Raw genomic sequence first — 26,056 nt, 5'->3', positions numbered from 1 at the left:
GGGACCAAATCCCGGGACGAGAACACGGAAAAATGTTGCAGTTGCGCTCCGTCATATCGCGGTTGCAGCGATGGCGCGATACATCCTAAAGGAGCCGGTGTCCAGACCGCAAGATTGCGGTCATTCGACCAGCAGAACGTCGACGGCGACGCCGAGCTTCTGTTTCGGCGAGCCGACGATGACACCATCGACAGGCGAGACGTCGGAAAAGTCGCGTCCGACCGCGAGCACGATGTGGTCGTTGGCGACCAGGAGATCGTTGGTCGGATCGAAATCGACCCAACCGAGCTCCGCCCCGCACCACAGCGACACCCAGGCGTGGGTGGCATCCGCCCCTTGCAGGCGCGGCTGGCCCGGCGGCGGAATGGTACGCAAGTAGCCGCTGACATAAGCCGCGGGCAGACCGAGCCCGCGCAGCCCTGCGATCATCACATGGGCAAAATCCTGGCAAACGCCGTGACGCTTGTCGAAGACCTCGCCGAGCGGCGTCGAAATTACCGTCGCCTTGGGATCGTAGCGAAATTCGCTGCGGATGCGATGCATGAGATCGACCGCGCCTTTGAGGATGCCCGCGCCGGGCGCAAAGCTCACCGCCGCATAGGCGCTGACCGGACGCAGCACCGGCACCAGTGGGCTCGCAAAGACATAGCCGACCGGCGAGGACGGCCCGAGACTGGTCGCCTCGAAGGCAACGTCGCGAATGGTCTCCCAGGGCGGGCTAGAGGCATCGCGCGCCCGCGGCTGTCGCGAGACGGACACACGCGAACGTGAATCGATCCGCAGATTGCGGTGCGCAGCTTCGATCACCACGCTCTCGGTGAGCGTGCCGAAGAAATCGCGGCGGACATTGCGCTCGGCCAGACGCGGTCGGATCTCGACGCTGTGCGAGATCAGCTCCTGGCCATTGCCGCTTCTCGGCTCCAGCCGCAGCGTGCAGCGGGCGAAGCTGACCGGATTCTCATATTCGTAAGTCGTGACGTGACGGATGTCGTAGATCACGCCAGCCCCGTCAGCTTTTCCGGCCGGCTGGCATTGGGGCCGTGCGGGAAGTAATGCTGCCCGATCGCATCGGCGAGGCTGAGCAGATCCTGCTCCAGCGCAAACAGCATCTTGACCTCGAGCTTCTCGGCCTCCGCGGTCGTAAGCATCGCCTGCATCGCCACCGCAAGCCGCTGCGGCTGCTCGATCAGGCCGTGCTCCTTCAGGCTTGGCAGCGCGGCGATGTGCTCGTTCAGCGCCGCCACCTGGAACGCCACCGAACGCGGATTGTAGGGATCGAGCACGGCGAGGTCGCGCACCGGCGCCAGGATCGGCGCCAGCAGATAGCGCGAGCGATAGGTGATCTGGCAATCCACCAGCGTCAGCAGGATGTCGAGATCCTCGTCGCCGGCCTCGTCATAGGCGAATTGGCGCGTGAAGCGCGTGGTGTTGATGGCGCGCTCGACGCGGCGGCCGACGTCGAGGAAGCGCCAGCCGGCGGCGCGGTTCATGTTCTCCTGCGCGAGACCTGCAAAGCTCGCAAGCTCCTGCAAGGTCAGCTCGGCCGCGCTCAAGACGCTGTCGTCGTCCTCGACCTCGTAAGCGAGACGCTCGGTCATCTCGGTGATGACCTGCCAGGCATCGGGCGACAGGCGCTCGCGCAAGGAGGTCGCGGTGCGCTGCGCCGCGCGCACCAGCGACAATGCCGAGCCGAGACGCTCCGGGCTCTGCAACGCTTCGGCGACGATAGGTCCGGGCGCCGCGCGCGAGGTCTGCGAGATCGCGCCCCAGGCCACCAGCAGGCGCTGGATGCGTTCGGCCGATTGCAGCGAGGCCGCGGTGCCCTTGTTGGGCCCGCTCGGCGAGCCCAGCGCGCGCACCAGGCGCAGCGTCGCCTCGGCGCGTTCCAGATAACGGCCGAGCCAGAACAGATTATCGGCGGCGCGGCTCGGCAGCACGCCGGCGATGCGGCGGATGCGCACCTTGTCGGTCGCCGGCAGCAGCGTCGCGGTCGAGACCTGCTTGTCCGAGACGACCCAGACGTCGGCGGCGCGGGCGCCGTCGCCCATCGACACCGCGCGCGCATCGGTCTGCTCGGCGATCCGGCAGAAGCCGCCGGGCATGAGCACCCAGCCATCGGGCGTGGCGGCGGCGAACACGCGCAGCACGAAGGGCCGCGGCGTGAGCTGCCCGTGCTCCCACACCGGCATCGTCGAAAGCCGCACCACCTCCTGGCCGACATAGTCCATGCCGCGCGCGGTGATGGCATCGACCAGGCGCTGGCGGTCGCTTGCATCCAACTCGCTCGCGAGCACCGGCCCCGTGCTGTCGAAGCCGGGAACGCCGCGCCGGTAGGCGCCTTCGATCGCGACCTCGTCGAGCCGCGCCAGCACCTCATCGCGCGCCGCGCGCTGGCCGCACCACCAGGTGGCGATGTGCGGCATCTTCAGCTCCTCGCCGAGCAGGCGGCGGCTCAGCGCCGGCAGGAAGCCGAGCAGCGCCCGCGCTTCCGGCACGCCCGAGCCCGGCATGTTGGCGATGACGACGCCGTCCTTGCGCAGCACGTCGATCAGGCCGGGAACTCCTAACCGCGAGGAGGCATCAAGCTCGAGCGGATCGAGCGAGTTGGAATCGACCCGGCGGAGCAGCACGTCGAGCCGCTTCAGGCCGGCGACGGTGCGGATGTGGACGCGGCCATCGCTGACGGCGAGATCGTCGCCTTCGACCAGGAGGAAGCCGAGATAGCGCGCCAGCGTCGCGTGCTCGAAATAGGTCTCGCTGAAACTGCCCGGGGTGAGCACGCCGATGCGCGGCTCGTCACGGTCGGCCCGCGCGCGCAAGCTGTCGCGAAACGCCTCGAAGAATGGCGCGACGCGGGGCACGTTCATCGACTTGTAGAGGTCGGAGAAGGCGCGCGAGAGCACCAGGCGGTTCTCCAGCGCGTAGCCCGCGCCCGAGGGCGCCTGGGTGCGGTCGCCGAGCACCCACCAGCGTCCATCTGGCCCGCGGCCGACATCGGCGGCGTAGATCGACAGATACCGCCCGCCGGGCGGCGGCACGCCGCAGACCGGACGAAGATATTCGGGACTGCCGGCGATCGCGGCCGCCGGCAGCGCGCCCTCGGCGACGAGACGGCCCTCGCCATAGATGTCGCGCAGCACGAGCTCGAGCAGCTCGGCGCGCTGGACGATGCCGGCAGACAGCTGCTGCCAGTCGGCCTCGTCGATCAGGAGCGGCAGATGGCTGATCGACCACGGCCGGTCGGCGCTGTCGCCGGGCGCACGATAGGTGACGCCGGCCTCGCGGAGATGGCGGTCGGCCATGCCGAAGCGACGCTCGACCTCGTCCGGCGCGAGCGCGCCGAAGGCGTCGAAGAAGCGGCTCCAGACCGCGCGCGGGGCGCCGTCCGGTCCCAAGAACTCGTCGGGAATGCCGGGCAGGCGGCTATAGTCGCGGACCCATTGTGCCAGGCGGCGCTGGCCGTCACGCTGACCTTGCGCCCTGCCCGCCTGGTCGTTCTGTTCGGCTGCGCCCTCGCCCATGCGCCTCTCCCTGCCCCACCATCATACTCATTGCAGGAGCGGAGTCCGCAAGCCGAGGGTCAGCGGAAACTCATTTGTGCGTTCCTCCGGCGGCGGCTGGACCGGGCCCGGCGTATGGCCATGGTCCTGGAAGCGCGCCAGCCGCCGCGCCTCGGCCTCATAGGTGTTGACCGGCTTGGTGTCGTAGTTGCGGCCGCCGGGATGGGCGACGTGATAGACACAGCCGCCGAGCGAGCGGCCGTTCCAGGTGTCGATCAGGTCGAAGGTCAGGGGTGCGTGGACCGGAATGGTCGGGTGCAGGCCGGAGGCCGGCTGCCAGGCCTTGAAGCGGACGCCGGCCACGGCTTCAGTCGAGCGGCCGGTCGATGTCATCGGCAGCCGGCGGCCGTTGCAGGTGACGATGTGGCGGCCCTCGACGAAGCCCTCGGCCTTGACCTGGAGCCGCTCCACCGACGAGTCCACATAGCGCACTGTGCCGCCGGCCGAACCCTCCTCGCCGAGCACGTGCCAGGGCTCCAGCGCCTGCCGCAGCTCCAGCGTCACGCCGCCATGATTGACCCGGCCGAAGGCGGGGAAACGGAATTCGAGCTGGGCCAGATACCATTCCGGCTCGAAGGGATAACCGAACTGCTTCAGCTCGGTGAGCACGTCCTGAAAATCCTCCCAGATGAAATGCGGCAGCATGAAGCGGTCATGCAGCGCGGTGCCCCAGCGCACGAACTTGCCGGTCTGCGGCTCGCGCCAGAATTTTGCGATCAGCGCGCGGATCAGGAGCTGCTGCGCCAGCGACATGCGCGGATCGGGCGGCATTTCGAGCGCGCGGAATTCGACGAGGCCGAGGCGGCCGGTGGGGCCTTCCGGCGAATAGAGCTTGTCGATGCAGATCTCGGCGCGGTGGGTGTTGCCGGTGATGTCGACGAGCAGATGCCGGAACAGCCGATCCACCAGCCACAGCGGCGTCTGGGTGCCCGGCGGCGGCACATGCGAGAGCGCGATCTCGAGCTCGTAGATGCTGTCGTGCCTGGCTTCGTCGATGCGCGGCGCCTGGCTGGTCGGGCCAATGAACAGGCCGGAGAAAAAATAGGACAGCGCCGGATGGCGCTGCCAGTACAGCACGAGGCTCTTCAAGAGATCGGGCCGCCGCAGGAACGGCGAATCCTGCGGTGAGGAGCCGCCGACCACGACGTGATTGCCGCCGCCGGTGCCGGTGTGGCGGCCGTCGACCAGGAAGCGGTTGGCGCCCAGCCGCACCTTCGCAGCATCGTCGTAGAGACCGGTGGTGATGTCGACCGCATCGCGCCAGCTCTTCGCCGGCTGGATGTTGATCTCGACGACACCGGGATCGGGCGTCACCTTGATCACCTCGATGCGCGGATCGAACGGCGGCGGGTAGCCTTCGACATGGACCTGGAGCTGCATCTCCTCGGCGGTGTCTTCCAGCGCCGAGATCAATTCGAGATAGTCTTCGATGCGCTCGACCGGCGGCATGAAGGCGCAGAGCACACCGTCGCGGATTTCCACGGCCATCGCGGTGCGCACGGGGATCGCCGTGTTGAGATGCTCGGGGGCGGTCCGCGGCGGCGATGGCGGTCGCGCCATGCGGGTGAACACCGGCAGTCTGTCCCGCGGCTCCATCGGGTCCTGCTCGACGATGTAAGGATATTGGTTCGGCGGGACGTGACCGAGCGAGCCCATCGGCAGGCGCAGGCCCAAAGGCGAATCGCCCGGCGACAGGAACAGGTGATTGCGCCGGAGCGGCCAGCGCTCGCTGCGCCAGCGCGGCGGCGCATTCCAACGCTGGATCGGCAGCACGAAGCCGCGCGGCGTGGTAAGGCCCTGGTCAAATACCCGCGCCATCCGCGCGCGCGCCTCGGGATCTGACAATTTTGAATCGGTGGGGTCGACGTTGATTGGAAGCTCGGCTTCCTTCTGCAGCCAATAGGCGGGGTCCTCATAGGCCGGCATGATGTAGCCGAGATCGAGCCCGAGCCGCGCCGCCGTTCCTTCCATGAAAGCTTCGGCGTCCTTGATCTCCGGCCGCCGCGGGTTCGCGATCTTCGCGATAAGATCGGCGTTCTTCCAGATCGGCACGCCGTCCTTGCGCCAGTACAGACCAAAGGCCCAGCGTGGCAGGCTCTCGCCCGGATACCATTTGCCCTGGCCGTAATGCAGCAGCCCGCCCGGCGCAAAGCGCGTGCGCAGGCGGCGGATCAAATCATCACCAAGCGCGCGCTTGGTGGGGCCGACGGCTTCTGTATTCCACTCGCCTGCCTCGAGATCGTCGACCGAGACGAAGGTCGGCTCGCCGCCCATGGTGAGCCGCACGTCCTGCGCGGCAAGGTCGCCGTCGACCTGCTCGCCGAGATCGTTGAGCCGCGTCCAGGCTTCGTCGGAGAACGGCTTTGTGATGCGCGGCGCCTCGCGGATGCGCTTCACGCTCATGTCGAAGGCGAATTCGACCTCGGCAAAGCCGGCGCCGCCGGAGATCGGCGCGGCCGAGCGATAGTGCGGCGTCGCCGCAACCGGGATGTGCCCCTCGCCTGCGAGCATGCCGGAGGTCGCGTCTAAACCGATCCAGCCCGCGCCCGGCAGGTAAACCTCGGCCCAGGCGTGCAGATCGGTGAAGTCGTTCTCCACCTCCGGCGGTCCCTCGATCGGATCGATGTCGGGACGGATCTGAATGAGATAGCCGGAGACGAAGCGCGCGGCGAGCCCGAGATGGCGGAGCGTCTGGATCAACAGCCAGGCGGAGTCGCGGCACGAGCCGGCGTCGGAGGCGAGCGTCTCCTCCGGCGTCTGCACACCGGGCTCCATGCGGATGATGTAGCGGATCCTCTTCTGCAGCTCGCGATTGAGCTCGACCAGGAAGTTGACGGTGTTCGGCGCTTCGTGCGGGATCGTATCGAGATATTTCGCAAACAGGCGATCGGGTTTGATGGTCTCGAGATACGGCGCAAGCTCCGTCTTCAGATCCTTCGGATAGTCGAACGGAAAACTGTCGGCGTAGGGCTCGACGAAGAAGTCGAACGGATTGACCACGGTCATCTGCGCCGTGAAATCGACCTCGAATTTCAGCTCGGTCGTCTTCTCCGGAAAGACATAGCGGGCGAGCCAATTGCCTTGCGGATCCTGCTGCCAGTTCACGAAATGATTGGATGGCGTGACCTTGAGCGAATAGCTCAGGATCGGCGTGCGCGTATGCGGCGCCGGGCGCAGGCGGATGGTCTGCGGGCCGAGATCGATCGGGCGGTCGTATTTGTAGTGCGTGACGTGGTGTAATGCGACGTAGATCGACACGGGGTGCGGTGCTCCGGCAGCTTTTTTGAGCAGAACACCTGATGTCAATGCGATCAAGCACTAACAACGGGCAGAGGGTGCCTAGGAAGTATCCGCCGTCGCCGCTGGCGTCGGGACGACGGATCGTGCTGAGTGACGCCCCATGACCACTGGTTTTCGACACTTACCGCGGTACTCCGCATAATCTCGTGGAGAGGAGCCGGGCCGCCGACCAGAACCGTGAGGGACGGCCCCCCTTCGTGTATTGTGCGCCAACAGATCTGCACGTCGGGCGGGGAACGACATGGCTTTGACAGAGGCTGACGGCGCGCGGCGCGAAGGCGGTTCGGCTGCGCTCGAAAGCCCGATCGCGCCCGCGGACCGGATAATTGCAATCGACTCCATTCGCGGCATCGCCCTGTTCGGAGTCATGGCGATCAACGTGGTCACCGAGTTTCGGGTCTCGATCTTTGAGCAATTCCTGCCTGACCGAACTTATGGCTCTTGGCTCGACCGAGCCCTGCATTCTGTCTTGATGGTTGCCGTCGATCTGAAGGCGTTCGCGCTGTTCTCGCTTCTCTTCGGGTTGGGACTGGCGATCCAATATGATCATCTGGCACCGAACCCACGCCGCACCATCTTACTGGTGCGACGCTTGGCCTTCTTGATGTTTGTTGGCAGCGTCCACCTCATTCTCATTTGGAATGGCGACATTCTCCTGGAATACGCGATTGCAGGCTTCATCGTCCTGCCATTCCTGACGGGCTCCACGCGGCTGCTGGCCATCGCGGGAATTGTGTCGTTGGTCGTTTTTATTGCAGCTCCTTTCTTACCGCCGATGGCGTCCTTGCCGCCCCATTCCTGGATGATGCAGCACATCGCAGCGGCTGCTCGCATCTACAGCTCAGGTGATTTCGCCGAGGTTTTGACCTTTCGCATCCGCGAATTGCCTGCGATCTTCCCTTTGCATGTATTCGTGTTTCCTCGAACCGTCGGATTGATGCTGATTGGCGCAGCGATCTGGCGTGCGGGCATGTTTCGGCCCGGAGTGCTGCTCTTTCGTTGCCTGCCTCCAACAGCAGCCATCGGCATTCTTCTCGGTGGTGCGTTGGCCGTTTTGCTTCAGAATGGATGGCTCGGCCTCAATTGGAGGATGGAACAGTCACTCGAACGCCTGAGTGCGATCCTGCTCGCCGGCGCGTACGGTGCTGCTATCGTTTGCGCGGCGAACAATGCGTGGACTCAAAGATTGGTCATGTGGGCCGCGCCAATCGGACGGATGGCGTTCACCAACTATCTGGCCCAGTCCCTTATTTTTGGATGGTTCTTCTACGGTTATGGGCTCGGCCTGTTCGGCAATCTTGGCGTTGCCGCCGCCCTCGCTATTGGCACAGGAGTGTACGTATCGCAGGTCGCCTTCAGTGCTTTCTGGTTGCGCCGGTATTCCTATGGGCCGGTAGAATGGCTTTGGCGCAGCGTAATGTATGGAGCGTGGCAGCCTTTGCACTTGTCCCGTTTGGCGAAGGTAAGCAAGGGAGCAACTTCTAACAAATCGCTGTAGGGTCAGATTGCTCTCCGGCCGCGCTTCCACGCACCTACATCGTCGCCCCTAGCACCCAGGGCGCGAACTCGGCGCCGCCGAAATCGAAGCTTTCGCTTTTGGTCGGCTGTCCCGAGGCGGTCTTGAGGATGAGTTCGAAGATGCGCTGGCCGCAACTCTCGACGCTCTCCTCGCCTTCGAGGATGGTGCCGCAATTGACGTCCATGTCCTCTTCCATGCGCTTGTACATCGGCGTGTTGGTGGCGAGTTTGATCGACGGCGCCGGCTTGCAGCCGAACACGCTGCCGCGGCCCGTGGTGAAGCAGACGAGATTGGCACCGCCCGCCACTTGGCCAGTCGCTGCGACCGGATCGTAGCCGGGCGTGTCCATGAAGACGAAACCCTTCTTGGTGACGGGCTCGGCGTAGCGCAGCACCTCGACGAGATTGGTGGTGCCGGCCTTCGCCATCGCGCCGAGCGACTTTTCCAGGATGGTGGTGAGGCCGCCGGCCTTGTTGCCGGGGCTTGGATTGGCGTTCATCTCGGCGCCTTCGCGCTCGGTATAGGCGTCCCACCAGCGCATGAGATCGACCAGCTTCTCGCCGACCTCGCGGCTGACGGCGCGGCGCGTGAGCAGATGCTCGGCGCCGTAGGTCTCGGGCGTCTCCGAGAGGATCACGGTGCCGCCGTGACGAACGATGAGATCGCTCGCCGCACCCAATGCCGGGTTGGCAGACACGCCGGAATAACCGTCCGAGCCGCCGCATTGCAGGGCCACGGTGAGCTCGCTTGCCGGTACCGTTTCGCGCTTGACCTTGTTGGCATCGCCGAGCGCCTCGCGCACGAAGGCGATGCCCGCCTCCACCGTCTTGCGGGTGCCGCCGACCTCCTGGATGTCCATCGCGCGCAGGCGGCCGGCGAGCTTCTGCTCTTCCATCAGGCCGCCGATCTGGTTCACCTCGCAGCCGAGACCGAGCACGATGACGTGGGAGAAATTGACGTGCCGCGCATAGCCGCCGAGCGTGCGGCGGAGCAGCGCCAGGGGCTCGTTCTGCGTCATGCCGCAGCCGGTCTTGTGAGTCAGCGCGACCACGCCATCGACATTGGGGAAGTCAGCGAGCGGATTGTCGCCGGTGAAGGGGTTCTTCTTGAAGACGTCGGCGACGAGGCTGGCGACATGCGCGCTGCAATTCACCGAGGTCAGGATGCCGATATAGTTGCGCGTGGCGACGCGGCCGTCAGGGCGGCGGATGCCCTCGAAGGTCGCGGGCAGGTCGAAGTTCGGCGTCGGCTTGACGTCGGCGCAATAGGCATAGTCCTTGGCGAAATCGCCCATGCCGCAGTTTTGCGTGTGCACGTGCTGGCCCGGCGCGATGGCCTGGGTGGCAAAGCCGATGATCTGGCCGTAGCGTTTGACCGGTTCGCCCAACGCGATCGGCTTGATCGCGACCTTATGGCCGGAGGGAATGCGATCGACCGTGGTCACGCCGTCGGCGACCACCGTTCCGGGCGGCAGGCTCGCGCGCGCGATCACCACGCCATCATCGGGATGCAGGCGGATGACGGGGCTGATGGTCATGGGTATCTCCTTCGGTCTTACTTCACCTCTCCCCGCTCTTGCGGGGAGAGGTCGGATCGCGTTTGGCGATGCGAAGCATCGTCCAATGCGATCCGGGTGAGGGGCGAGCTGCGCGCTCGATCGTTAGATTAGTCCGTGTTGAGAGAGGCCCCTCACCCTAACCCTCTCCCCGTAAGAACGGGGAGAGGGAAAGGAGAGAGATCAGGCCTTCCCGCTCGACTCCTTGCGGGTCGCATTCACCTGCATCTTGGCGTAGGTCGTCATCAGGCCGACCTCGTTCGAGAGCGTCACCAGCTTGAAGCCCATGTTGATGGCGCGCGCTGCGCCTTCGGCGCCGCTGCAATGGATGCCCGGGTTGAGGCCGCGCTTGCCGCACTCCTTGATGATCTTCTCGTAGATCGCGAGGATCTCCGGCTCGCTGCGGTCGAGCTTCGGCTCGAGGCCGTAGGAGAAGCCGAGGTCGGACGGGCCGATATAGACGCCATCAATGCCTTCGACGTCGAGGATCGCTTCCATGTTCTCGACCGCGGTCCTCGTCTCCATCATCGGCAGCAGCACGATCTCGTCGTTGGCCGTCTTCTGGTAGGAGCCTGCGGTGCCGTACATGCCGGCGCGGATCGGACCGTTGGAACGAACGCCCTTCGGCGGATATTTCGAATAGGAGACGAGGTTCCTGGCTTCCTGCGGCGTGTTGACCATCGGGCAGATCACGCCATAGGCGCCGCCGTCGAGCACCTTGCCGATGATGCCGGGCTCGTTCCAGGGCACGCGGACCATCGGCGTGATCGGATGCTTGTCCATGGCCTGGAAGCACTGGACCATCGACAGATAGTCCTGCACGCCGTGTTGCATGTCGACGGTGACGCTGTCGAAGCCGCATTGCGCGATCATCTCGGCCGAGAAGCCGGAGGGAATTGCGAGCCACGCGTTGACCACGGCCTTGCCCGACTTCCAGATCTCTTTGACTTTGTTCGCCACGTTGCCTTCCTTCTTTGTTGTTTGGACCGTCGTCACCATGACGAGTGCCGCGACAAGGCGATGCCGTTATTACCGCGAACTCGATCGCCGCGCTACGCTCGCGATAACGCAAGATGTCATCCGACAAGAGGGGCGCCATCCGTCCCGGCGCCGACTTTCCAGCGATCGGCTTGGGCGGCACTTTGAGCGAAAAAACGCGGCCATGTCCATGGCTGTTGCCGCGCGCTCGCGCATATCTGCTTTCACTCCTCGGCACTTGCCTCCTCGCCGGCGCCGAGGCCCGCGAGACTCTGCTCGAGCTCGCCGAGCATGTCCTGCAACTCGGCGAGCTTGCGCGCGCCAAAGCGTCGCGTGATCTCGGTATAGATCGCCTCCGACGTCGGCGCCACGGAGGCCATCAGCTTCACGCCCTCTTTCGAGATCGAGACCATGCTGCGGCGCTGGTCCGCCTTCGCGGTCTTGCGCTCGATCAGATTGCGGGCCTCGAGGTCGCGCAGGATGCGTGACAGGCTCGGCCCGAGCAGGAACGCGGTGCGCGCGAGTTCCGTGACCTCGACCGCTTCGATGGCCGCGAGCGCGCGCAAGATGCGCCATTGCTGCTCGGTCAAGCCGTGCTCGCGCAGCGAAGGGCGGAATTGCCGCATCACCGCCTCCCGCGCCCGTAGCAACGACATCGGCAGCGAGCGCGAGAAGTCGCGCATCGGCACCTGCCGCGCGGCAGGCGCGCTTCCGTTGGCGGGATCAGCGGATTTCTTCGTCATGACGCCCTTTCAAGCCGCAAAATGTTTGCAGTGCAGCAAGCCCAATTTGTGTTTGACGCATTCACTTAACATGTTAACTATCTCCGGCACCACGATTTGTAAGATCACAAATGGCGCTTTCCAACGACGATATCCAAGCTTGCGCGAGGCGTCTGCACCAGGCGGAGCAGACCCGCACGCAGATCCGGCAGCTCTCGCAGGATTTTCCCGAGATCACCATCACTGACGCCTACGCGATTCAGAAGGCCTGGGTCGACCTCAAGATCGCCGAGGGGCGCGTCGTCAAGGGCCACAAGATCGGCCTGACCTCGAAGGCGATGCAGAGCGCGCTCAATATCGACGAGCCGGATTCAGGCGTGCTGCTCGACGACATGTTCTTCGCCGATGGCGGCCTCATTCCGACCGAGCGCTTCATCGCGACGCGCGTGGAAGCGGAGCTCGCCTTCGTCATGAGCAAGCGCCTTTCAGGACCCGACTGCACGATGTTCGACGTGCTCAACGCCACCGACTTCGTGGTGCCGGCGCTGGAGATTTTGGACACGCGCATCGAGCGCGTCGATGCCAAGACCAAGGCGACGCGAAAGATTTTCGACACCATCGCCGACAATGCGGCGAATGCCGGCATCGTGCTCGGTGAACGGCCGATCCGGCCGCTGGAGGCCGATTTACGCTGGATCGGCGCGCTCTGCTTCAAGAACGGCCAGCTCGAGGAAACCGGTCTTGCCGCCGGCGTGCTCAATCACCCCGCAACTGCGGTGGCCTGGCTCGCCAACAAGATCGCGCCGCTTGGGTTAGCGCTGGAGCCCGGACAGGTCGTGCTCGCCGGCTCTTTCATCCGCCCGATCGAGACCCGCAAGGGCGACACAATTCAGGCCGATTATGGCGCTTACGGCTCGGTCAGCTGCTACTTCGCTTAGGCGAACAAGAAGACAGGGAGTGAAACCGCGATGCCGCATTTCACGATCGAATATTCGGCCAATCTCGATGGCCGCCTCGACATGGGCCTGGTATGCGAAGTCGTGCGCAAGGCGGCGGTCGAGACCGGCATCTTCCCGCTCGGCGGCATCCGCGTTCGCGCGATCAGGTGCGAGCATTACGCGATCGCGGACGCGCGGCAGGAGTACGGCTTCCTCGACATGGTGCTGCGCATCGGCGAGGGCCGCGATCTCAAGACGCGTCAGAAAGCCGGCGAGCATGTCTTCCAGGCGCTCTCCAGACATCTCGATTCCGTCTTCGCGGCCAGCAAGTTTGCCTTGTCGTTCGACATGCAGATCAACGACAAGGACACGAGCTGGAAGCGCAATAACATCCATGACGCCCTGAAAGCGGAGGCGCAGCCCGGCTGACGTTCCCATTCCCTGCCCTGGCAACGACATCTCGACCTTTGCCACACTCGCATTTAGGAACGTGATCGACGTCGAAGCCGAGGGCATCGCAAGCTTCCGCAACTACGTCGTCGATGAAGCCTGGACAACACTCGAAGTGGAATAGCACCATGACCACCCTCACCGGCGGCGAAGCGATCGTAAGCGGCCTGGTCGCCCATGGCGTCGACACCGTATTCGGCCTGCCAGGCGCGCAGGTCTACGGCCTGTTTGACGCCTTCCATCAGGCCCAGCTCAAGGTGATCGGCGCGCGGCACGAGCAGGCCTGCGGCTACATGGCGTTCGGCTATGCGCGTTCCAGCGGCAGGCCCGGCGTGTTCAGCGTGGTGCCCGGCCCCGGCGTGCTCAACGCCAGCGCGGCGTTGCTCACCGCCTTTGGCTGCAACGAGCCGGTGCTCTGCGTCACCGGTCAGGTGCCGACGCCATTTTTGGGCAAGGGCCGCGGCCATCTCCACGAGATGCCGGACCAGCTCGCGACCGTGCGCACCTATGTGAAATGGGCCGATCGGATCGAATATCCCGGCAACGCCCCGACGGTCGTCGCGCGCGCGTTCCAGGAGATGACATCCGGCCGCCGCGGGCCTGCTTCTGTCGAGATGCCCTGGGACGTCTTCACTCAGTGCGCCGACACCGCGGCCGCACAGGTGCTGGAACCGCTGCCGGCGCCGCAGCCTGATCCTGACCTGATCAAGCAGGCCGCCGCACTGATCAAGACCAGCAAGGCGCCGATGATCTTCGTCGGCAGCGGCGCCATCGAGGCGCGCGAGGAGATCCTCGAACTCGCCGAGATGATCGATGCGCCCGTCGTTGCCTTCCGCAGCGGCCGCGGCATCGTCTCCAACGCGCACGAGCTCGGGCTCACCATGGCCGCCGCCTACAAGCTGTGGCCCACGACTGATTTGATGATCGCAATCGGCACCCGCGCGGAGCTGCCGGCCTCGGGCTTCCGCTGGCCCTATCAGCCGAAGGGACTGAAATCTGTCAGGATCGACATCGATCCGGCCGAGATGCGCCGGCTCGCTTCCGATACCGCTATTGTCGCCGACGCGAAGGCCGGCACAGCCGATCTCGTCGCAGCCGTGAAGAAGGCCGGCTATGCGAGAAGCCGCGGCCGGCGCGGAGACATCCGCGAGGCCACCGCAACCGCGCAAGCGGAGATCCAGCGCATCCAGCCGCAGATGGCCTATCTCAACATCCTGCGCGAGGTGCTGCCGGAAAATGCGATCGTGACAGATGAATTGTCGCAGTTCGGCTTCGCCTCCTGGTACGGCTTTCCGGTCTATGAGCCGCGCACCTTCATCACGTCAGGATATCAGGGCACGCTCGGCTCCGGTTTCCCGACTGCGCTCGGCGCCAAGGTCGCCAACCCCGACAAGCCGGTGGTAGCGATCACCGGCGATGGCGGCTTCATGTTCGGCGTGCAGGAGCTCTCGACCGCCGTGCAGTTCAACATCGGCGTGGTGACGCTGGTGTTCAACAACAATGCCTACGGCAATGTGCGCCGCGACCAGCGCGAACGCTTTGACGGCCGCGTGGTGGCCTCCGATCTCGTCAATCCGGATTTCGTCAAGCTCGCGGAGTCCTTTGGCGTGGCAGCTGCGCGCGTCACCGCACCGGACCAGTTCAAGGCGGCGATGGAGAAGGCGCTCGCCCATGGCGGGCCCTATCTGATCTCGGTCGAGGTGACGCGGGACTCCGAAGTCAGTCCGTGGGCGTTCATTCACCCGCCGAAGCCGTAAACGAAGCATCGTCGTTTCTGCTTTCCTTTCGTCGCTTCCGGGAGAAGGAAGATCAGCGCGTCCTGCGGAAGGTCAAATTGATCCGCTTCCGGCCGAGCAGCGCATGTTCGCCGTCGGCGAGCGGCGCGACGCCGTGATAGGCGAGCCTGCTAGCCCCGCCCCAGACCACGACGTCGCCATGCACCAGGCGGAAGCGGCGCGGCTTGTCGCTGCGCGCCAGGCCGCCGAACAGGAAGGTCGCGGGCAGGCCGAGCGAGACCGAGACGATCGGGGCCGAATAGTCGAGCTCGTCCTTGTCCTGATGCAGCGACAGCCGCGTGCCGGGCTCGTAGCGGTTGACGAGGCAGGCATCGGGCGCGAAATCTTTGAACCCGCCCTGCTCCGCCGCGCGGCGGGCGAGAGCCCGAAACACGGGCGGCATCGCCGGCCAGGGTGCGCCGGTTCGCGGATCGATCGGATCATAGCGATAGCCGGTGTGATCGGTGATCCAGCCGCGCTCGCCGCAATTGGTCATGGCCACCGACATCTGGTAGCCGCCGGGCGTCGTCATGCGCCGGAACGGCGATTGCGCCACGATGGCGCGCACGGCTTCGATCAGCTCGCTCTCGATCGGCTTGACGAAGCCGCGCAGCAGCACGGCGCCGTCGGCGATCTCCTCGCGCGATGGCTGCGCCTCGGCGACGCTGTCGAACAGATCACCCATCAATCGCAGCGCTCATTTGGCATCATGAAAAATCACACCCAGCGTGTGGCGTTGGCCGGACCTGATACGGCTGACGCCATGGCGGAGATTAACGCGGTAGGTGCCGCGTGTCCCCTGCACCGGCCGGTGATGCACGGCGAAGGCGACGGCGTCGCCCTGCGCCAGCGGCACCACCTCGGCGCGGGACTGCATGCGCGGCCGCTGCTCGGTCAGCACGAACTCGCCGCCGGTGAAATCGCGCCCAGGCTCTGACAGCAGGATCGCGACCTGGATCGGGAACACGTGCTCGCCGTAGAGGTCCTGATGCAGGCAATTGTAGTCGCCAGCCTCATATTGCAGCAGCAGCGGCGTCGGCCGGCTCTGGCCGGCCTCGTGGCAGCGCTTCAGGAACGCTGTGTGCGCGGTGGGATAGCGGATGTCGATCCCCATCGCCTCGTTCCAGCGGTTGGCGACACCCTGAAGATGCGCATAGAGCGCCGGACGCATCTGCGCGATCAAGTCGGGGAGTGGATAGGAGAAATATTTGTACTCGCCACGGCCAAAGCCGTGGCGGCCCATGACGATGCGGCTGCGGAAGTGCGTGTCGTCGGGATAGAGCGCGGCGACGCCGCGGCATTGGTCCGGCGTGAGCAGGTTCTTCAGGACGGCGCAGCCGTGGCTGTCGAGTTCGGCGGTGATCTGCGGCCAGTCGAGGATGTCGACGTGGGAGACAATGTCGACGGATAGCTTAGGGGCTGATTTGCGTGCTGTTGCTGTCATGGCTACGACTCTCGCAATATGCCGCCCTCGGCCGCCACCCGATTTCCGACTATCTCCCCGTCATTGCGAGGAGCCCTTGCGACGAAGCAATCCAGAGTCCCACCGCGGAACCAGTCTGGATTGCTTCGCTTCGCTCGCAATGACGATGGAGAGCTATCAGCCCAGCACCGGCAACGTCACCACGTCATAGCCGTGCTTGATCGTGCGCTTCAGCACTGGATCTTCCAGCTCGAATTCGAACCGGCCGGCGGGGCGGATGCCGCCCTTGGCGGCGAAGGTGCCGCCGAACATGGCGCAGCCGTCGGGCAGCTTCCCGCCCGGAAAGCCGCGCGTGATGAGGTCAGGGACCGGGAGCATCGCATCGAGCGTGCCCTCCTGGTAGAGCACGCGCTCGCCCTTGATCCAGGCGTAGGAACGCAAAATCATCCTATCCCAATGGCCGATCACGTCCTCGAGCTCCCACAGTGTGGAGGCGATCGGCTTGTCGCACATCTGCTTTGAGACCGTGACGCTATAGGCCTCGACCTTGCGGTCAGTGTGATCGGAGCCGCAGCCGACGAAGATGCGGCCCTGCCAGCCGATCAGCACGAACTCGACCTCGCCGGACGACTCGCCGCCGGTACATTCGATGCGGTCTTCCATCGTCAGCCGCCGCGCCGAGGCGCGGTAGTAGATCGGCGTCGAGGCTGGCGGGGCGATGCCCATCTCTTGCAGCTCGGCGATGTGCTTGTCGCGCGCGACGGGGTCGCGGCCGGTCCAGCCGGCGATGACGACCTGGTCGATCGCCAGCGTCAGCGGCGTCGTGGTGTCCTGGGCGTCGACGGTGAAAGTCAGGTCAAACACGGATCACGGCCTCCATGCCGGCAGCAAGTTCGAAGACACGGCGGTCGGATCCGCCCGCGCCGGCCAGCATCAGACCGACGGGAACGGCGCCCTGACGATGCGCAGGCAGCGAGATGGCGCAGCCGTCGATCATGTTGATCAAGGTGCAATTGCGCAGGGCACGCAGGTTCTGGGTGGTGAACGCCTTGTCGTCGGCGAGATCGGCAATCTTCGGCGGCGTGTTGGCGGTGGTCGGCAGCACCAGGGCGTCATAGGGCGCGATGCGCGCATTGACGCGGGCGATCAGCGAGCGGCGCTCGTTGAGCAGATCGATGTAGTCGGCCGCGCTCTGCGCCTCGCCGCGCATGATGCGGACAGCGACGCGTGGATCGTAGACATCGCCCTTGGACGTGATGAGATAACGGTGCCAGGCATAGCTCTCGGCCGCGGCAAAGCCGCCCTTGGCGTTCATCGGGCCGATGTCGTGGAATTCAGCCATCTCGATGCGCTCGATGATGGCGCCGTGATCGGCGAGCGCCTTCAGCGCGCGCTCGAAGGTTTCAGAGACGGCTGCGTCGAGGTCGTCGAGCGCGATCGTGGTCGGAACGGCGAGCCGCATGCCCTTTACGGGGCGCGGCTTCACCGCGACGATCGGCTCGTTGGCGAGCACCGCATCGAGTATGGCACAGCAGCTGACCGATCGCGCCAGCGGCCCGATGCTGTCGAGCGAGAACGACAGCGGCACCGAGCCGTCGAGCGGCACACGGCGCTGCGTCGGCTTGTAGCCGACGATGCCGTTGAAGGCGGCCGGAATCCGACAGGAACCGCCGGTATCGGTGCCGAGCGCGCCATGCGCCATGCCGTCGAGCACGGACACTGCCGCGCCCGAGGACGAGCCGCCGGGCACGTGGCCCTCCGCCCGGTTCCAAGCGCCCCTCGGCGTGCCGTAATGCGGATTGATGCCGATGCCGGAATAGGCGAACTCGGTCATGTTGGTGCGCCCGATCACGACGAAGCCGGCGCCGCGCAGCCGCGCAACCGCCGCCGCGTCGTGCTCCGCCGGATCGGAATCGTCGAGCGCACGGGAGCCGGCGCGCGTCGTCTGTCCCTTGATGTCGAAGAGATCCTTGATCGAGATCGGAATACCGGCATAGCGCGATGGCGCGGCTTTGGCTTTGCGCAAGCCGTCCATCGCGTCCGCCGCCGCGAGCGCGGCGTCCTTATCGACATGGATGAAGGCGCGCTGGCCCTCACCGGTGGGATCGGCGATCCTGGCAAGGCACGCCTCGACCAGCTTGCGGGAGGTGGTGCGGCCGCTTTCGAGGTCTTCGGCGAGCTTCGCCAGCGTCGGAAAATCGGGCATGTCTGTCTCACGGAATATTGGCGCGCGCAATCTATAGCGCTGGCTCAGTTCGACACAAGCATTGTGCGCATGATGGCATGCATGCGCATTGCTGGACCGTTGACGCACTATAGTCGATTGTCGCATCAAGATCGAAACAGGCGGGCGCGAAGCCTGTCTCTTGGGAGGAGCTGCCGATATGGCCGAACCGCAGCGCGCGCGACCGAAACCAACGCCGGAAACCCAACATTTCTGGGACGGCACGAAAGTCGGCGAATTGCGCCTGCAGCGCTGCGACGCCTGCGCGCATGTCTACTTCCCGCCGCGCCCGTTCTGCCCTTCCTGCGCCTCGCGCAAGGTCTCGGTGTTCAAGGCAAGCGGCAAGGGCTTTCTTTACAGCTACGTGATCAATCACCGCCCTGCCGCGCCCGGCTTCACGCCGCCCTACGCGATCGCGGTGGTCGAGCTCGCCGAGGGGCCGCGGATGATGAGCAACATCATCGACTGCCCGCAGACGCCGGAGGCACTCGAGCTCGACATGAAGCTCGAGGTCGCCTTTGAGAAACTCGACGACAAGATCACCCTCCCCGTCTTCCGTCCGGCGAAGGGGTAAGCCATGCGCAAGAACCAGGTTGCCGTCGTCGGTGCGGCCGAGACCACCGAGCTCGGTGTCATCCCCAACGCCTCGCAGCTCCAGCTCCACGCCGACGCGGCGCTCAATGCCATCGCCGATGCCGGGCTGAAACTCTCCGACATCGACGGCTTTGCCACCGCGGTCGAAACACCGCAGCAGGTCTGCCATTATCTCGGCATCAAGCCGACCTGGGTGGACGGCACCTCGGTCGGCGGCTGCTCCTTCATGCTGCACGTACGCCACGCGGCCGCGGCGATCGAGGCCGGCCTGTGCAAGACCGTGCTGATTACCCATGCCGAGAGCGGCAAGTCGATGATCGGCAAATTGCCGCGCTCGACACCACCGGACAGCCTCAACGGCCAGTTCGAGGCGCCCTATGGTGTCTACGGCCCGCCCAGCATGTTCCCGATCCCCGTGCTGCGCTTCATGAAGACCTACGGCATCACGCATGAACAGCTGGCTTCGGTCGCAGTGGTGCAGCGGGAATGGGCGGCGAAGAATCCGCGCGCGATGATGAAGGACCCGATCACGGTCGCCGATGTCCTCAACTCGCGCATGATCGCCTATCCGTTCCGCCTGCTCCAATGCTGCCTGGTCACCGATGGCGGCGGCGCGCTGATCCTGACCTCGGCCGATCGCGCCAGGGACTTTCCGCGCAAGCCCGTCTACATCATGGGCACCGGCGAGAGCGTGGAAACACCGATGGTCAGCCAGATGGAGACCTTCAACTCCTCGCGCGCGTTCAAGACCGCGGGACCCCTCGCATTCAAGGAAGCCGGCATCGCTCACGGGGATGTCGACCATCTCATGATCTACGATGCGTTCGCGCATCTGCCGCTGTTCGGCCTCGGCGATCTCGGCTTCATGCCTTATGAGGAGACCGGACAGTTCATCGCGGACGGCAACACGCGGCCGGGGGCCAAGCTGCCGCTCAACACCAATGGCGGCGGATTGAGTTACATGCACTCCGGCATGTACGGCATGTACGCGCTTCAGGAGAGCGTGCGCCAGATGCGCGGCATCGCGCCAGCGCAGGTGCCCAACGCGAAGATTTCGGTGTGCCATGGCGTCGGCGGCATGTTCGCGGCGAGCGGCACGATCGTGTTTACGAACGAGAGGTAGTTCACATGAGCAAATCACTGCAAGACAAGGTCATCATCGTCACCGGCGCAGGCCGCGGCATCGGGCGGGAGATCGCGCTGCTGTGCGCCGCGGAAGGCGCCAAGGTCGTCGTCAACGATCCCGGCGGTGCCGCCGACGGCGCCGGCTCGAACGCGGCGCCCGCTGAAGAAGTGGTCGAGGAGATCAAGAAGCGCGGCGGCGCTGCGGTTGCGAACTTCGAGTCGGTGGCCGAAGCGATCCCCGCCAGCAAGATCGTGAAGACCGCGACCGATCATTTCGGCCGGCTCGACGGCGTCGTCAACAATGCCGGCATCTTGCGCGACATGATCTTCCACAAGATGAGCGTGGAAGCGTTCGAGGCCGTCATCAAGGTGCATTTGATGGGCTCGTTCTACGTCTCCCATGCCGCGGCGCGGATCTTCCGCGAGCAGGAGTCGGGCTCCTTCGTGCACTTCACCTCGACCTCCGGCCTGATCGGCAACTTTGGACAAGCCAATTACGCCGCCGCCAAGCTCGGCATCGTCGGTCTGTCGAAGTCGATCGCGCTCGACATGGGCCGCTTCAACGTCCGCTCCAACTGCGTCTCGCCGTTCGCCTGGACGCGCATGATCGGCACCATCCCGACCGAGACCGAAGCCGAGAAGGCGCGCGTCGAGAAGATCAAGCAGATGGGACCGGAGAAGATCGCCCCGCTCTGCGGCTATCTGCTCTCAGATCCCGCCAAGGACGTCACCGGGCAGATCTTTGGCGTGCGCATGAACGAGATCTTCCTGTTCAGCCAGAACCGTCCGATCCGCTCGGTGCAGCGGAGCGAAGGCTGGACGCCGCAGTCGATCGCGGAACACGGCATGCCGGCGCTGAAGGGCTCGTTCTACAAGCTCGACCGTTCCGCAGACATCTTCACCTGGGATCCCGTCTAACTGCATTTCCGACATCCCTGCCCTGCGATCTCTGGCTGCCTCGGCCAGAGATCGCCCCGTTTTACGCCCGAATGCGGGCGGATGGTGCCCTCCCAACAAACTTTGGGAGGAAACCATGACAAGAATACTGACCAACCCCGACATCTCTGGCACTGGCGGCCTTGGGCGCCGCACTCTCCTCAAAGGCACGGCGGCTCTCGCCGCCTCCGCCGTCCTCGCCTCGCAGGCCGACGCGCGCGACTTCGGCGCCAATGCCGAGCCGCAACGCTATCCCGACCCCGACATCGTCGTCATCGATCCCAAGCGCTTCAAGGCGAAGGTCGGCAACACCGCGATCAAGCGGCTCTATACCGGCTGCCTGTGGGCGGAGGGACCGGCGTGGAATGCGCAGGGGCAATACCTCGTCTGGAGCGACATCCCAGCCAACCGTCAGCTTCGCTATCTCGACGACGACGGTCACATCTCCGAGCAGTTCCACAAGCCGTCGAACGAAGCCAACGGCAACTCGTTCGACACCGAAGGACGCCAGATCAGCGCCGAACGCACCCGCCTCGTTCGCTACGAGCACGACGGTTCGGTAACGGCGCTGGCCGAGCAGGCAGGCGGCAAGCCGCTCAACGGCCCGAACGACATGGTGGTGCATCCCAACGACAAGGCGATCTGGTTCACCGATCCCGGTTATGGCGCGATCAGCATCTACGAAGGCAAGCTTGCCAACACCGGCTCGCTGCAGCCCCATCAAAAGGAGGCCGTCTATCGCCTGGACACCCAGACCGGGCAGGTCGCGAAGGTCGCCGACGAGCCGTTCAAGCCGAACGGCATCGCCTTCAGCCACGACTATAAGAAGCTCTATGTCTGCGACACCGGCATCACGCATTACCCGCAGGCCGAGAACGTGGTGTGGTCCTACGACATCGACGGTGCCAAGCTGTCGAACCCGAAGAAGCTGATCGACATGAAGCTCGACAGCAAGTCGGGTTTCCCCGACGGCTTGCGCGTCGACACCGAAGGCAACATCTGGGTCGGCGCCGGCTGGGTCGGACCCGGCTATGACGGCGTGCAGGTGTTCGCGCCGACCGATGGTGCGCGCATCGGCCAGATCCTGCTGCCCGAGACCTGCGCCAATGTCTGCTTCGGCGGCAAGAAGCGCAACCGCCTGTTCATGACCGCGAGTCAGTCGCTCTATGCGGTGTATGTGGAGACGCAGGGCGCGCATTTCTGTTGATGCGCTCCGCACTCTCACCACGCGTCATGGCCGGGCTTGTCCCGGCCATCCACGCACTGCCGCAAGTGAGGAAAGACGTGGATGCCCGGGTCAAGCCCGGGCATGACGAGCGAGGGTGTGGCGGCTGCGTCGCCCCTATCCCGTATTCCTCAGCCCCGCCGAGATGCCGTTGATCGTGAGCTGGATCCCACGCAGCACCTGCTCGTCCGGATTCTGCGCGCGGTGCTCCTTCAAAAGCTCGACCTGCACATGGTTGAGCGGATCGAGATAGGGGAAGCGATGGCGCACGGAGCGCTCCAGCAGCGGGTTGCTCTGAAGCAATCGATCCTGGCCCATGATGTCGAGCAACGTCTCGATACAGGAATGCCACTCGCGACGGATGCGGCCAAAAATCTTTTCGCGCAGGGCTTCGTCCGGCACGAGCTCGGCATAGCGCGAGGCGATGGCGATCGAGCTTTTCGCCAGCACCATGTCCATGTTCGAGAGCAGCATGCGGAAGAACGGCCATTCCCTGTAGAGCTCTTTCAGGAACGGCATGCCCTGGTCGGGATGATCAGCGATCCACTGCTCGACCGCGCTGCCAAAGCCGTACCAGCCCGGCAGCATCAGGCGGCATTGCGCCCATGAGAACACCCAGGGGATCGCACGCAGATCCTCGATCGCGCGGGTCTTCTTGCGCGAGGCCGGGCGACTGCCGATGTTGAGCGTTGCGATCTCATTGATGACGGTGGAGGCCCAGAAATAATCGACGAAGCCGTCGGTCTCGTAGACGAGGCCGCGATAAGCCCTGAAGGCGAGGTTCGACAATTCGTCCATCGCGGTCAGATATTCGCGGCGCGGCGCGCTCTGGCGCGGATTCAGAAGACTCGCCTCCAGCGTCGCCGCGGCGAGGATCTCCAGATTGTTGCGGCCGACCTCGGCGTTGGAATATTTCGACGAGATGATCTCGCCCTGCTCGGTGATGCGGATCTGGCCGTTCACGGCACCGCCGGGCTGCGCGATGATGGCATCATAGCTCGGACCGCCCCCGCGGCCGACCGAACCGCCACGGCCGTGGAACAGGCGCAGCCGGACGTGATGCCGCTCGAACACCTCGACGAGCCCGATCTCGGCCTTATAGAGCTCCCAGCCCGAGGTGACGAAGCCGCCATCCTTGTTGCTGTCGGAATAGCCGAGCATGACCTCCTGCACGCTGCCGCGGCTGTCGACGAGGCGGCGGTAATCGTGCAGCGACAGCATGCGGTCCATGATGCCGGCGGAAGCCTGCAAATCCTCGATGGTCTCGAACAGCGGCACGATGTTGATGGCGCTGCGCCCGGAGGGATGGACGAGGCCGACCTCCTTGAGCAGCACCGCGACTTCGAGCATGTCGGACATGCCCTTGCACATCGAGATGATGCATTGGGGGATGGCGTCCGAACCGAACTTCGCATGCGCTTCCGCGGCGGCATGGAACACGTTAAGCTCGCCCATGGTCTCGTCGCTGTACTTGACGAAGGGTGAGACCAGCGCGCGCGTTGAGCGCAATTCGTTGGTGAGCAGCGAAATGCGGGCGTCCTCGCCGAGCGCGAGATAGGACATGCCTGGGTTTGCAGCGTCCATCAGCTCGGCGATGGTGCGCTCATGCACGGCCGAGTTCTGGCGGATGTCGAGCCGCGCCAGATGGAAGCCGAAGCAGTCCACCGCGCGCCGCAAGCGCCGCAGCCGGCCGCGGGCGATGACGCGGGCGTTGTTGGAAATCAGCGAGCGGTGCAGCACGTCGAGATCGGCTTGCAGCTCCCTGACGCTCTCGTAAGGCTTGCCCATTCCGACCGGCCGGCGGGTGATCTCGACCTCGAGCTTTTCGGCGGTCGCGGTGAGGCGCGCATAGATGCCGGAGACCGCGAGGCGATAAGGCTCGCCACTTCGGTGAGGCGAGGTGTCCGGCGAGCGTTCCGCCAGCGTGCGCAGCTCTTCGGAGACGTCGGCGAGATGGGCTGCGATCGACAGTTCGGAGCCGAGCACGTGCAGCTCGTTGAGATAGAACTGCATCACGCGGCTCGACTGCAGCCGCAGCGTGCCGCGCATGACGTCGGCGGTGACGAATGGATTGCCGTCGCGATCGCCACCGATCCAGCTACCCATGCGCAGGAACGAGGCGAGCTCGCTTGCCGCCTGCTCGCCGCCCTCCTCCAGCCGGTCTTCCAACGCGTTGACCAGGCGCGGCACCTCGCGCAGGAAGGTGTAGTCGTAGAACGACAGGCCGTTGGAGACCTCGTCGAGCACCGTGAGCTTGGTCCGGCGCAAGAGATTGGTCTGCCACAGCGTCAGCACCTCACGGCGGAGCTGCTCGTCGCTTGCGGCGGCCTCCTCCGCGGTCAGCGCGACTCGCTCGCGACGGTCGAGCAGGGCTGCAATCTCCATCTCGCGGTCCATGGTGCTCTTGCGGCGGACCTCGGTCGGGTGCGCGGTCAGCACCGGACTGACCAGCGCGGACTTGAAGAAAGTGCGCAGCGCGTCGGGGCCGATGCCCGCCGCCTTGGCGTGGGCGAGCGTTTCTGCCAGCACGCCGGAGCCGCCGTTCTTGCCCGCGCCGCGGGCGCGCATCTGGCGAATGTTGTTCTGGTCCTCGGCGATGTTGGCGAGATGAGAGAAATAGCTGAAGGCGCGGACGATCCGCACCGTCTCGGAGGTCGACATGCCATCGAGGATCTGCTCGAGCTCGCGGCGGGCGAGCCGGTCCTCGTCGCGATGGAACCGGATCGAGGTCTGGCGGATGCGCTCGACCAGGTCGAACACATCGGCGCCTTCCTGGTCGCGCACGGTATCGCCCAGAATGCGCCCGAGCAGGCGGATGTCATCGCGCAGGCGCGCATCCGCTTCCATCGCCTGGACGTCCTCCGGGCGGTTGGGGCGATGCTCAGTGGCGTCGGATGATATGGTCTGGAGGGACATGGCTCGCTCCCCTTTAAGAGCTCCCTGGCTCCTCGGTCCGGAGGAGTGTGCGATATTTTTCTGCCGCAGTGCAAGATGAAGTTGGTGGCGGCGCACCGTGGATCATTAAGGCGGAGCGAAGAACCTCGTGTCCCGGACGCGCTGCAACGCCCTTAAGCGCTGCTGCGCAGAGCCGGGACCCAGAAAGCCGCACCGTCCCTGCCGCGTTCTGGGCCCCGGCTCTGCAGCGCATCGCTAAGGAGCGCTGCGCTGCGTCCGGGGCACGAGAGCGAGATGTGATGCACACTGCCTCCCCATTGTCATGTATGGACGGCCCCCTCTCGGCAAGGGCTTTTTGGTGCTTCAGCAAATGAATCGGGGAGCGGTCATGTATACGGCCTCGAGAAGCGGCCATTGACCGCGGGCCCTGATGGAGATCGCTGATCGAATTCCAATCATTGCGGCGCGCTGTGACGCGCGATGACGATGCGGAGTGTTTCGATCCCGGTTTCCAGACCATTTGCCATCACACCTTTAGTGCCCTTCCGATAGGCATGGAGCGCGAGCGCGGCGGCTGTTGCCCCTCAACTAGGCCGCAGCCGGCGCGCTCGCGCGGTCTCGGTAGGTTTCTCCTTTGACCAGCATGGCCCAGATGATCCGGGCGGTCTTGGCGGCGAAGGCCACCATGGCGACCTTGTAGGGCCGCCGCGCCAGCAGATCACGAAGCCACGGATCGGTGACGCCGCGCGCCTTCTGTTGCCGCAGATGGGCGCTGGCACCGCTGATCAACAGCGCTCGCAGCACACGGTCTCCCTGTTTGGAGATCCTCCCGGGGCG

General features: G+C 65.0%; 19 protein-coding genes and 1 pseudogene. 8 read left to right on the top strand and 12 right to left on the bottom strand.

Annotation, left to right across the window (positions count from 1 at the left end):
• Positions 1 to 120 precede the first annotated feature (120 nt).
• Genes BLV07_RS39930 through BLV07_RS39920 form a run of 3 tightly spaced genes read right to left on the bottom strand, consistent with a single transcriptional unit; the run spans position 121 to position 6,818 of the window.
• Positions 121 to 999: a transglutaminase family protein gene (locus tag BLV07_RS39930; RefSeq protein ID WP_091897437.1), complete on the bottom strand. Its 879-nt coding sequence runs from the start codon at positions 997 to 999 to the stop codon at positions 121 to 123.
• Positions 996 to 3,521 (bottom strand): circularly permuted type 2 ATP-grasp protein, encoded by a 2,526-nt coding sequence (locus tag BLV07_RS39925; protein WP_091897434.1) that lies wholly within the window; start codon positions 3,519 to 3,521, stop codon positions 996 to 998. Before BLV07_RS39925 ends, BLV07_RS39930 begins: the two co-directional genes overlap by 4 nt.
• Before the next feature lie 27 nt (positions 3,522 to 3,548).
• A complete protein-coding gene (locus BLV07_RS39920; protein WP_091897431.1) occupies positions 3,549 to 6,818 on the bottom strand; it encodes a transglutaminase family protein in 3,270 nt (1,089 codons plus the stop codon).
• A 283-nt stretch (positions 6,819 to 7,101) separates the two neighbouring features.
• On the opposite strand from BLV07_RS39920, the gene BLV07_RS39915 reads away from it, so the two are divergent.
• Positions 7,102 to 8,358: a DUF418 domain-containing protein gene (locus BLV07_RS39915; protein ID WP_091897428.1), complete on the top strand. Its 1,257-nt coding sequence runs from the start codon at positions 7,102 to 7,104 to the stop codon at positions 8,356 to 8,358.
• A 34-nt stretch (positions 8,359 to 8,392) separates the two neighbouring features.
• Here the strand turns inward: BLV07_RS39915 and BLV07_RS39910 are convergent, their stop codons facing one another.
• From BLV07_RS39910 to hpaR, 3 genes are all read right to left on the bottom strand, one after another.
• Positions 8,393 to 9,916: a UxaA family hydrolase gene (locus BLV07_RS39910; RefSeq protein ID WP_091897425.1), complete on the bottom strand. Its 1,524-nt coding sequence runs from the start codon at positions 9,914 to 9,916 to the stop codon at positions 8,393 to 8,395.
• 201 nt (positions 9,917 to 10,117) lie between these two features.
• Entirely contained in the window at positions 10,118 to 10,894 is a 777-nt protein-coding gene (locus BLV07_RS39905) for an HpcH/HpaI aldolase family protein (RefSeq protein ID WP_244551373.1), read from the bottom strand.
• 242 nt (positions 10,895 to 11,136) lie between these two features.
• The gene (gene hpaR / locus BLV07_RS39900; protein WP_091897419.1) at positions 11,137 to 11,655 is read right to left on the bottom strand and encodes a homoprotocatechuate degradation operon regulator HpaR; all 519 of its coding nucleotides are present in this window, start codon (positions 11,653 to 11,655) and stop codon (positions 11,137 to 11,139) included.
• 110 nt (positions 11,656 to 11,765) lie between these two features.
• On the opposite strand from hpaR, the gene hpaH reads away from it, so the two are divergent.
• The 3 genes from hpaH (at position 11,766) to BLV07_RS39885 (ending at position 14,779) form a co-directional block, all read left to right on the top strand.
• Positions 11,766 to 12,572, top strand: a complete 807-nt coding sequence (gene hpaH / locus BLV07_RS39895; protein WP_091897416.1) for a 2-oxo-hept-4-ene-1,7-dioate hydratase — start codon at positions 11,766 to 11,768, stop codon at positions 12,570 to 12,572.
• A gap of 30 nt (positions 12,573 to 12,602) precedes the next feature.
• Positions 12,603 to 13,001, top strand: a complete 399-nt coding sequence (locus BLV07_RS39890; RefSeq protein ID WP_091897413.1) for a 5-carboxymethyl-2-hydroxymuconate Delta-isomerase — start codon at positions 12,603 to 12,605, stop codon at positions 12,999 to 13,001.
• A gap of 149 nt (positions 13,002 to 13,150) precedes the next feature.
• On the top strand, positions 13,151 to 14,779 hold the full coding sequence (locus tag BLV07_RS39885) for a thiamine pyrophosphate-dependent enzyme (protein ID WP_091897410.1): 1,629 nt from the start codon (positions 13,151 to 13,153) through the stop codon (positions 14,777 to 14,779).
• Positions 14,780 to 14,831: 52 nt separating this feature from the next.
• Here BLV07_RS39885 and alkB read toward each other — a convergent pair whose 3' ends face one another.
• The 4 genes from alkB to BLV07_RS39865 all read right to left on the bottom strand — a co-directional run bounded on the left by alkB (position 14,832) and on the right by BLV07_RS39865 (position 18,426).
• Positions 14,832 to 15,485: a DNA oxidative demethylase AlkB gene (gene alkB, locus BLV07_RS39880; protein ID WP_176946073.1), complete on the bottom strand. Its 654-nt coding sequence runs from the start codon at positions 15,483 to 15,485 to the stop codon at positions 14,832 to 14,834.
• A gap of 9 nt (positions 15,486 to 15,494) precedes the next feature.
• Entirely contained in the window at positions 15,495 to 16,241 is a 747-nt protein-coding gene (locus BLV07_RS39875; protein WP_091897404.1) for a 2OG-Fe(II) oxygenase, read from the bottom strand.
• Between the two features lie 156 nt (positions 16,242 to 16,397).
• Positions 16,398 to 17,084: a DUF2848 domain-containing protein gene (locus BLV07_RS39870; RefSeq protein WP_091897402.1), complete on the bottom strand. Its 687-nt coding sequence runs from the start codon at positions 17,082 to 17,084 to the stop codon at positions 16,398 to 16,400.
• The gene (locus BLV07_RS39865) at positions 17,077 to 18,426 is read right to left on the bottom strand and encodes an amidase (RefSeq protein WP_091897399.1); all 1,350 of its coding nucleotides are present in this window, start codon (positions 18,424 to 18,426) and stop codon (positions 17,077 to 17,079) included. The genes BLV07_RS39870 and BLV07_RS39865 overlap by 8 nt, the downstream gene beginning before the upstream one ends.
• A 178-nt stretch (positions 18,427 to 18,604) precedes the next feature.
• Here BLV07_RS39865 and BLV07_RS39860 point away from each other — a divergent pair, with 178 nt between their 5' ends.
• The 4 genes from BLV07_RS39860 (at position 18,605) to BLV07_RS39845 (ending at position 22,306) form a co-directional block, all read left to right on the top strand.
• Positions 18,605 to 19,018, top strand: a complete 414-nt coding sequence (locus tag BLV07_RS39860) for a Zn-ribbon domain-containing OB-fold protein (protein ID WP_091897396.1) — start codon at positions 18,605 to 18,607, stop codon at positions 19,016 to 19,018.
• A 3-nt stretch (positions 19,019 to 19,021) separates the two neighbouring features.
• The gene (locus BLV07_RS39855) at positions 19,022 to 20,161 is read left to right on the top strand and encodes a thiolase C-terminal domain-containing protein (RefSeq protein WP_091897394.1); all 1,140 of its coding nucleotides are present in this window, start codon (positions 19,022 to 19,024) and stop codon (positions 20,159 to 20,161) included.
• 5 nt (positions 20,162 to 20,166) lie between these two features.
• Complete coding sequence (locus BLV07_RS39850; protein WP_091897391.1) at positions 20,167 to 21,081, top strand: SDR family oxidoreductase; 915 nt, start codon at positions 20,167 to 20,169, stop codon at positions 21,079 to 21,081.
• Positions 21,082 to 21,196: 115 nt separating this feature from the next.
• Positions 21,197 to 22,306, top strand: a complete 1,110-nt coding sequence (locus BLV07_RS39845; RefSeq protein ID WP_091897388.1) for an SMP-30/gluconolactonase/LRE family protein — start codon at positions 21,197 to 21,199, stop codon at positions 22,304 to 22,306.
• Between the two features lie 135 nt (positions 22,307 to 22,441).
• On the opposite strand, the gene ppc is transcribed toward BLV07_RS39845, so the two are convergent.
• Positions 22,442 to 25,240 carry a phosphoenolpyruvate carboxylase gene (gene ppc / locus BLV07_RS39840; RefSeq protein ID WP_091897385.1) on the bottom strand — a complete coding sequence of 933 codons (2,799 nt, stop codon included), beginning with the start codon at positions 25,238 to 25,240 and terminating at the stop codon, positions 22,442 to 22,444.
• Positions 25,241 to 25,807: 567 nt separating this feature from the next.
• Positions 25,808 to 26,056 (bottom strand): annotated as a pseudogene (locus BLV07_RS39835) (IS110 family transposase); the annotation flags it as partial.

Origin of the sequence: Bradyrhizobium sp. Rc2d, assembly GCF_900099855.1 — a bacterium.
GTDB lineage: Bacteria > Pseudomonadota > Alphaproteobacteria > Rhizobiales > Xanthobacteraceae > Bradyrhizobium.
This window is presented reverse-complemented; position numbering and strand designations above follow the sequence as displayed.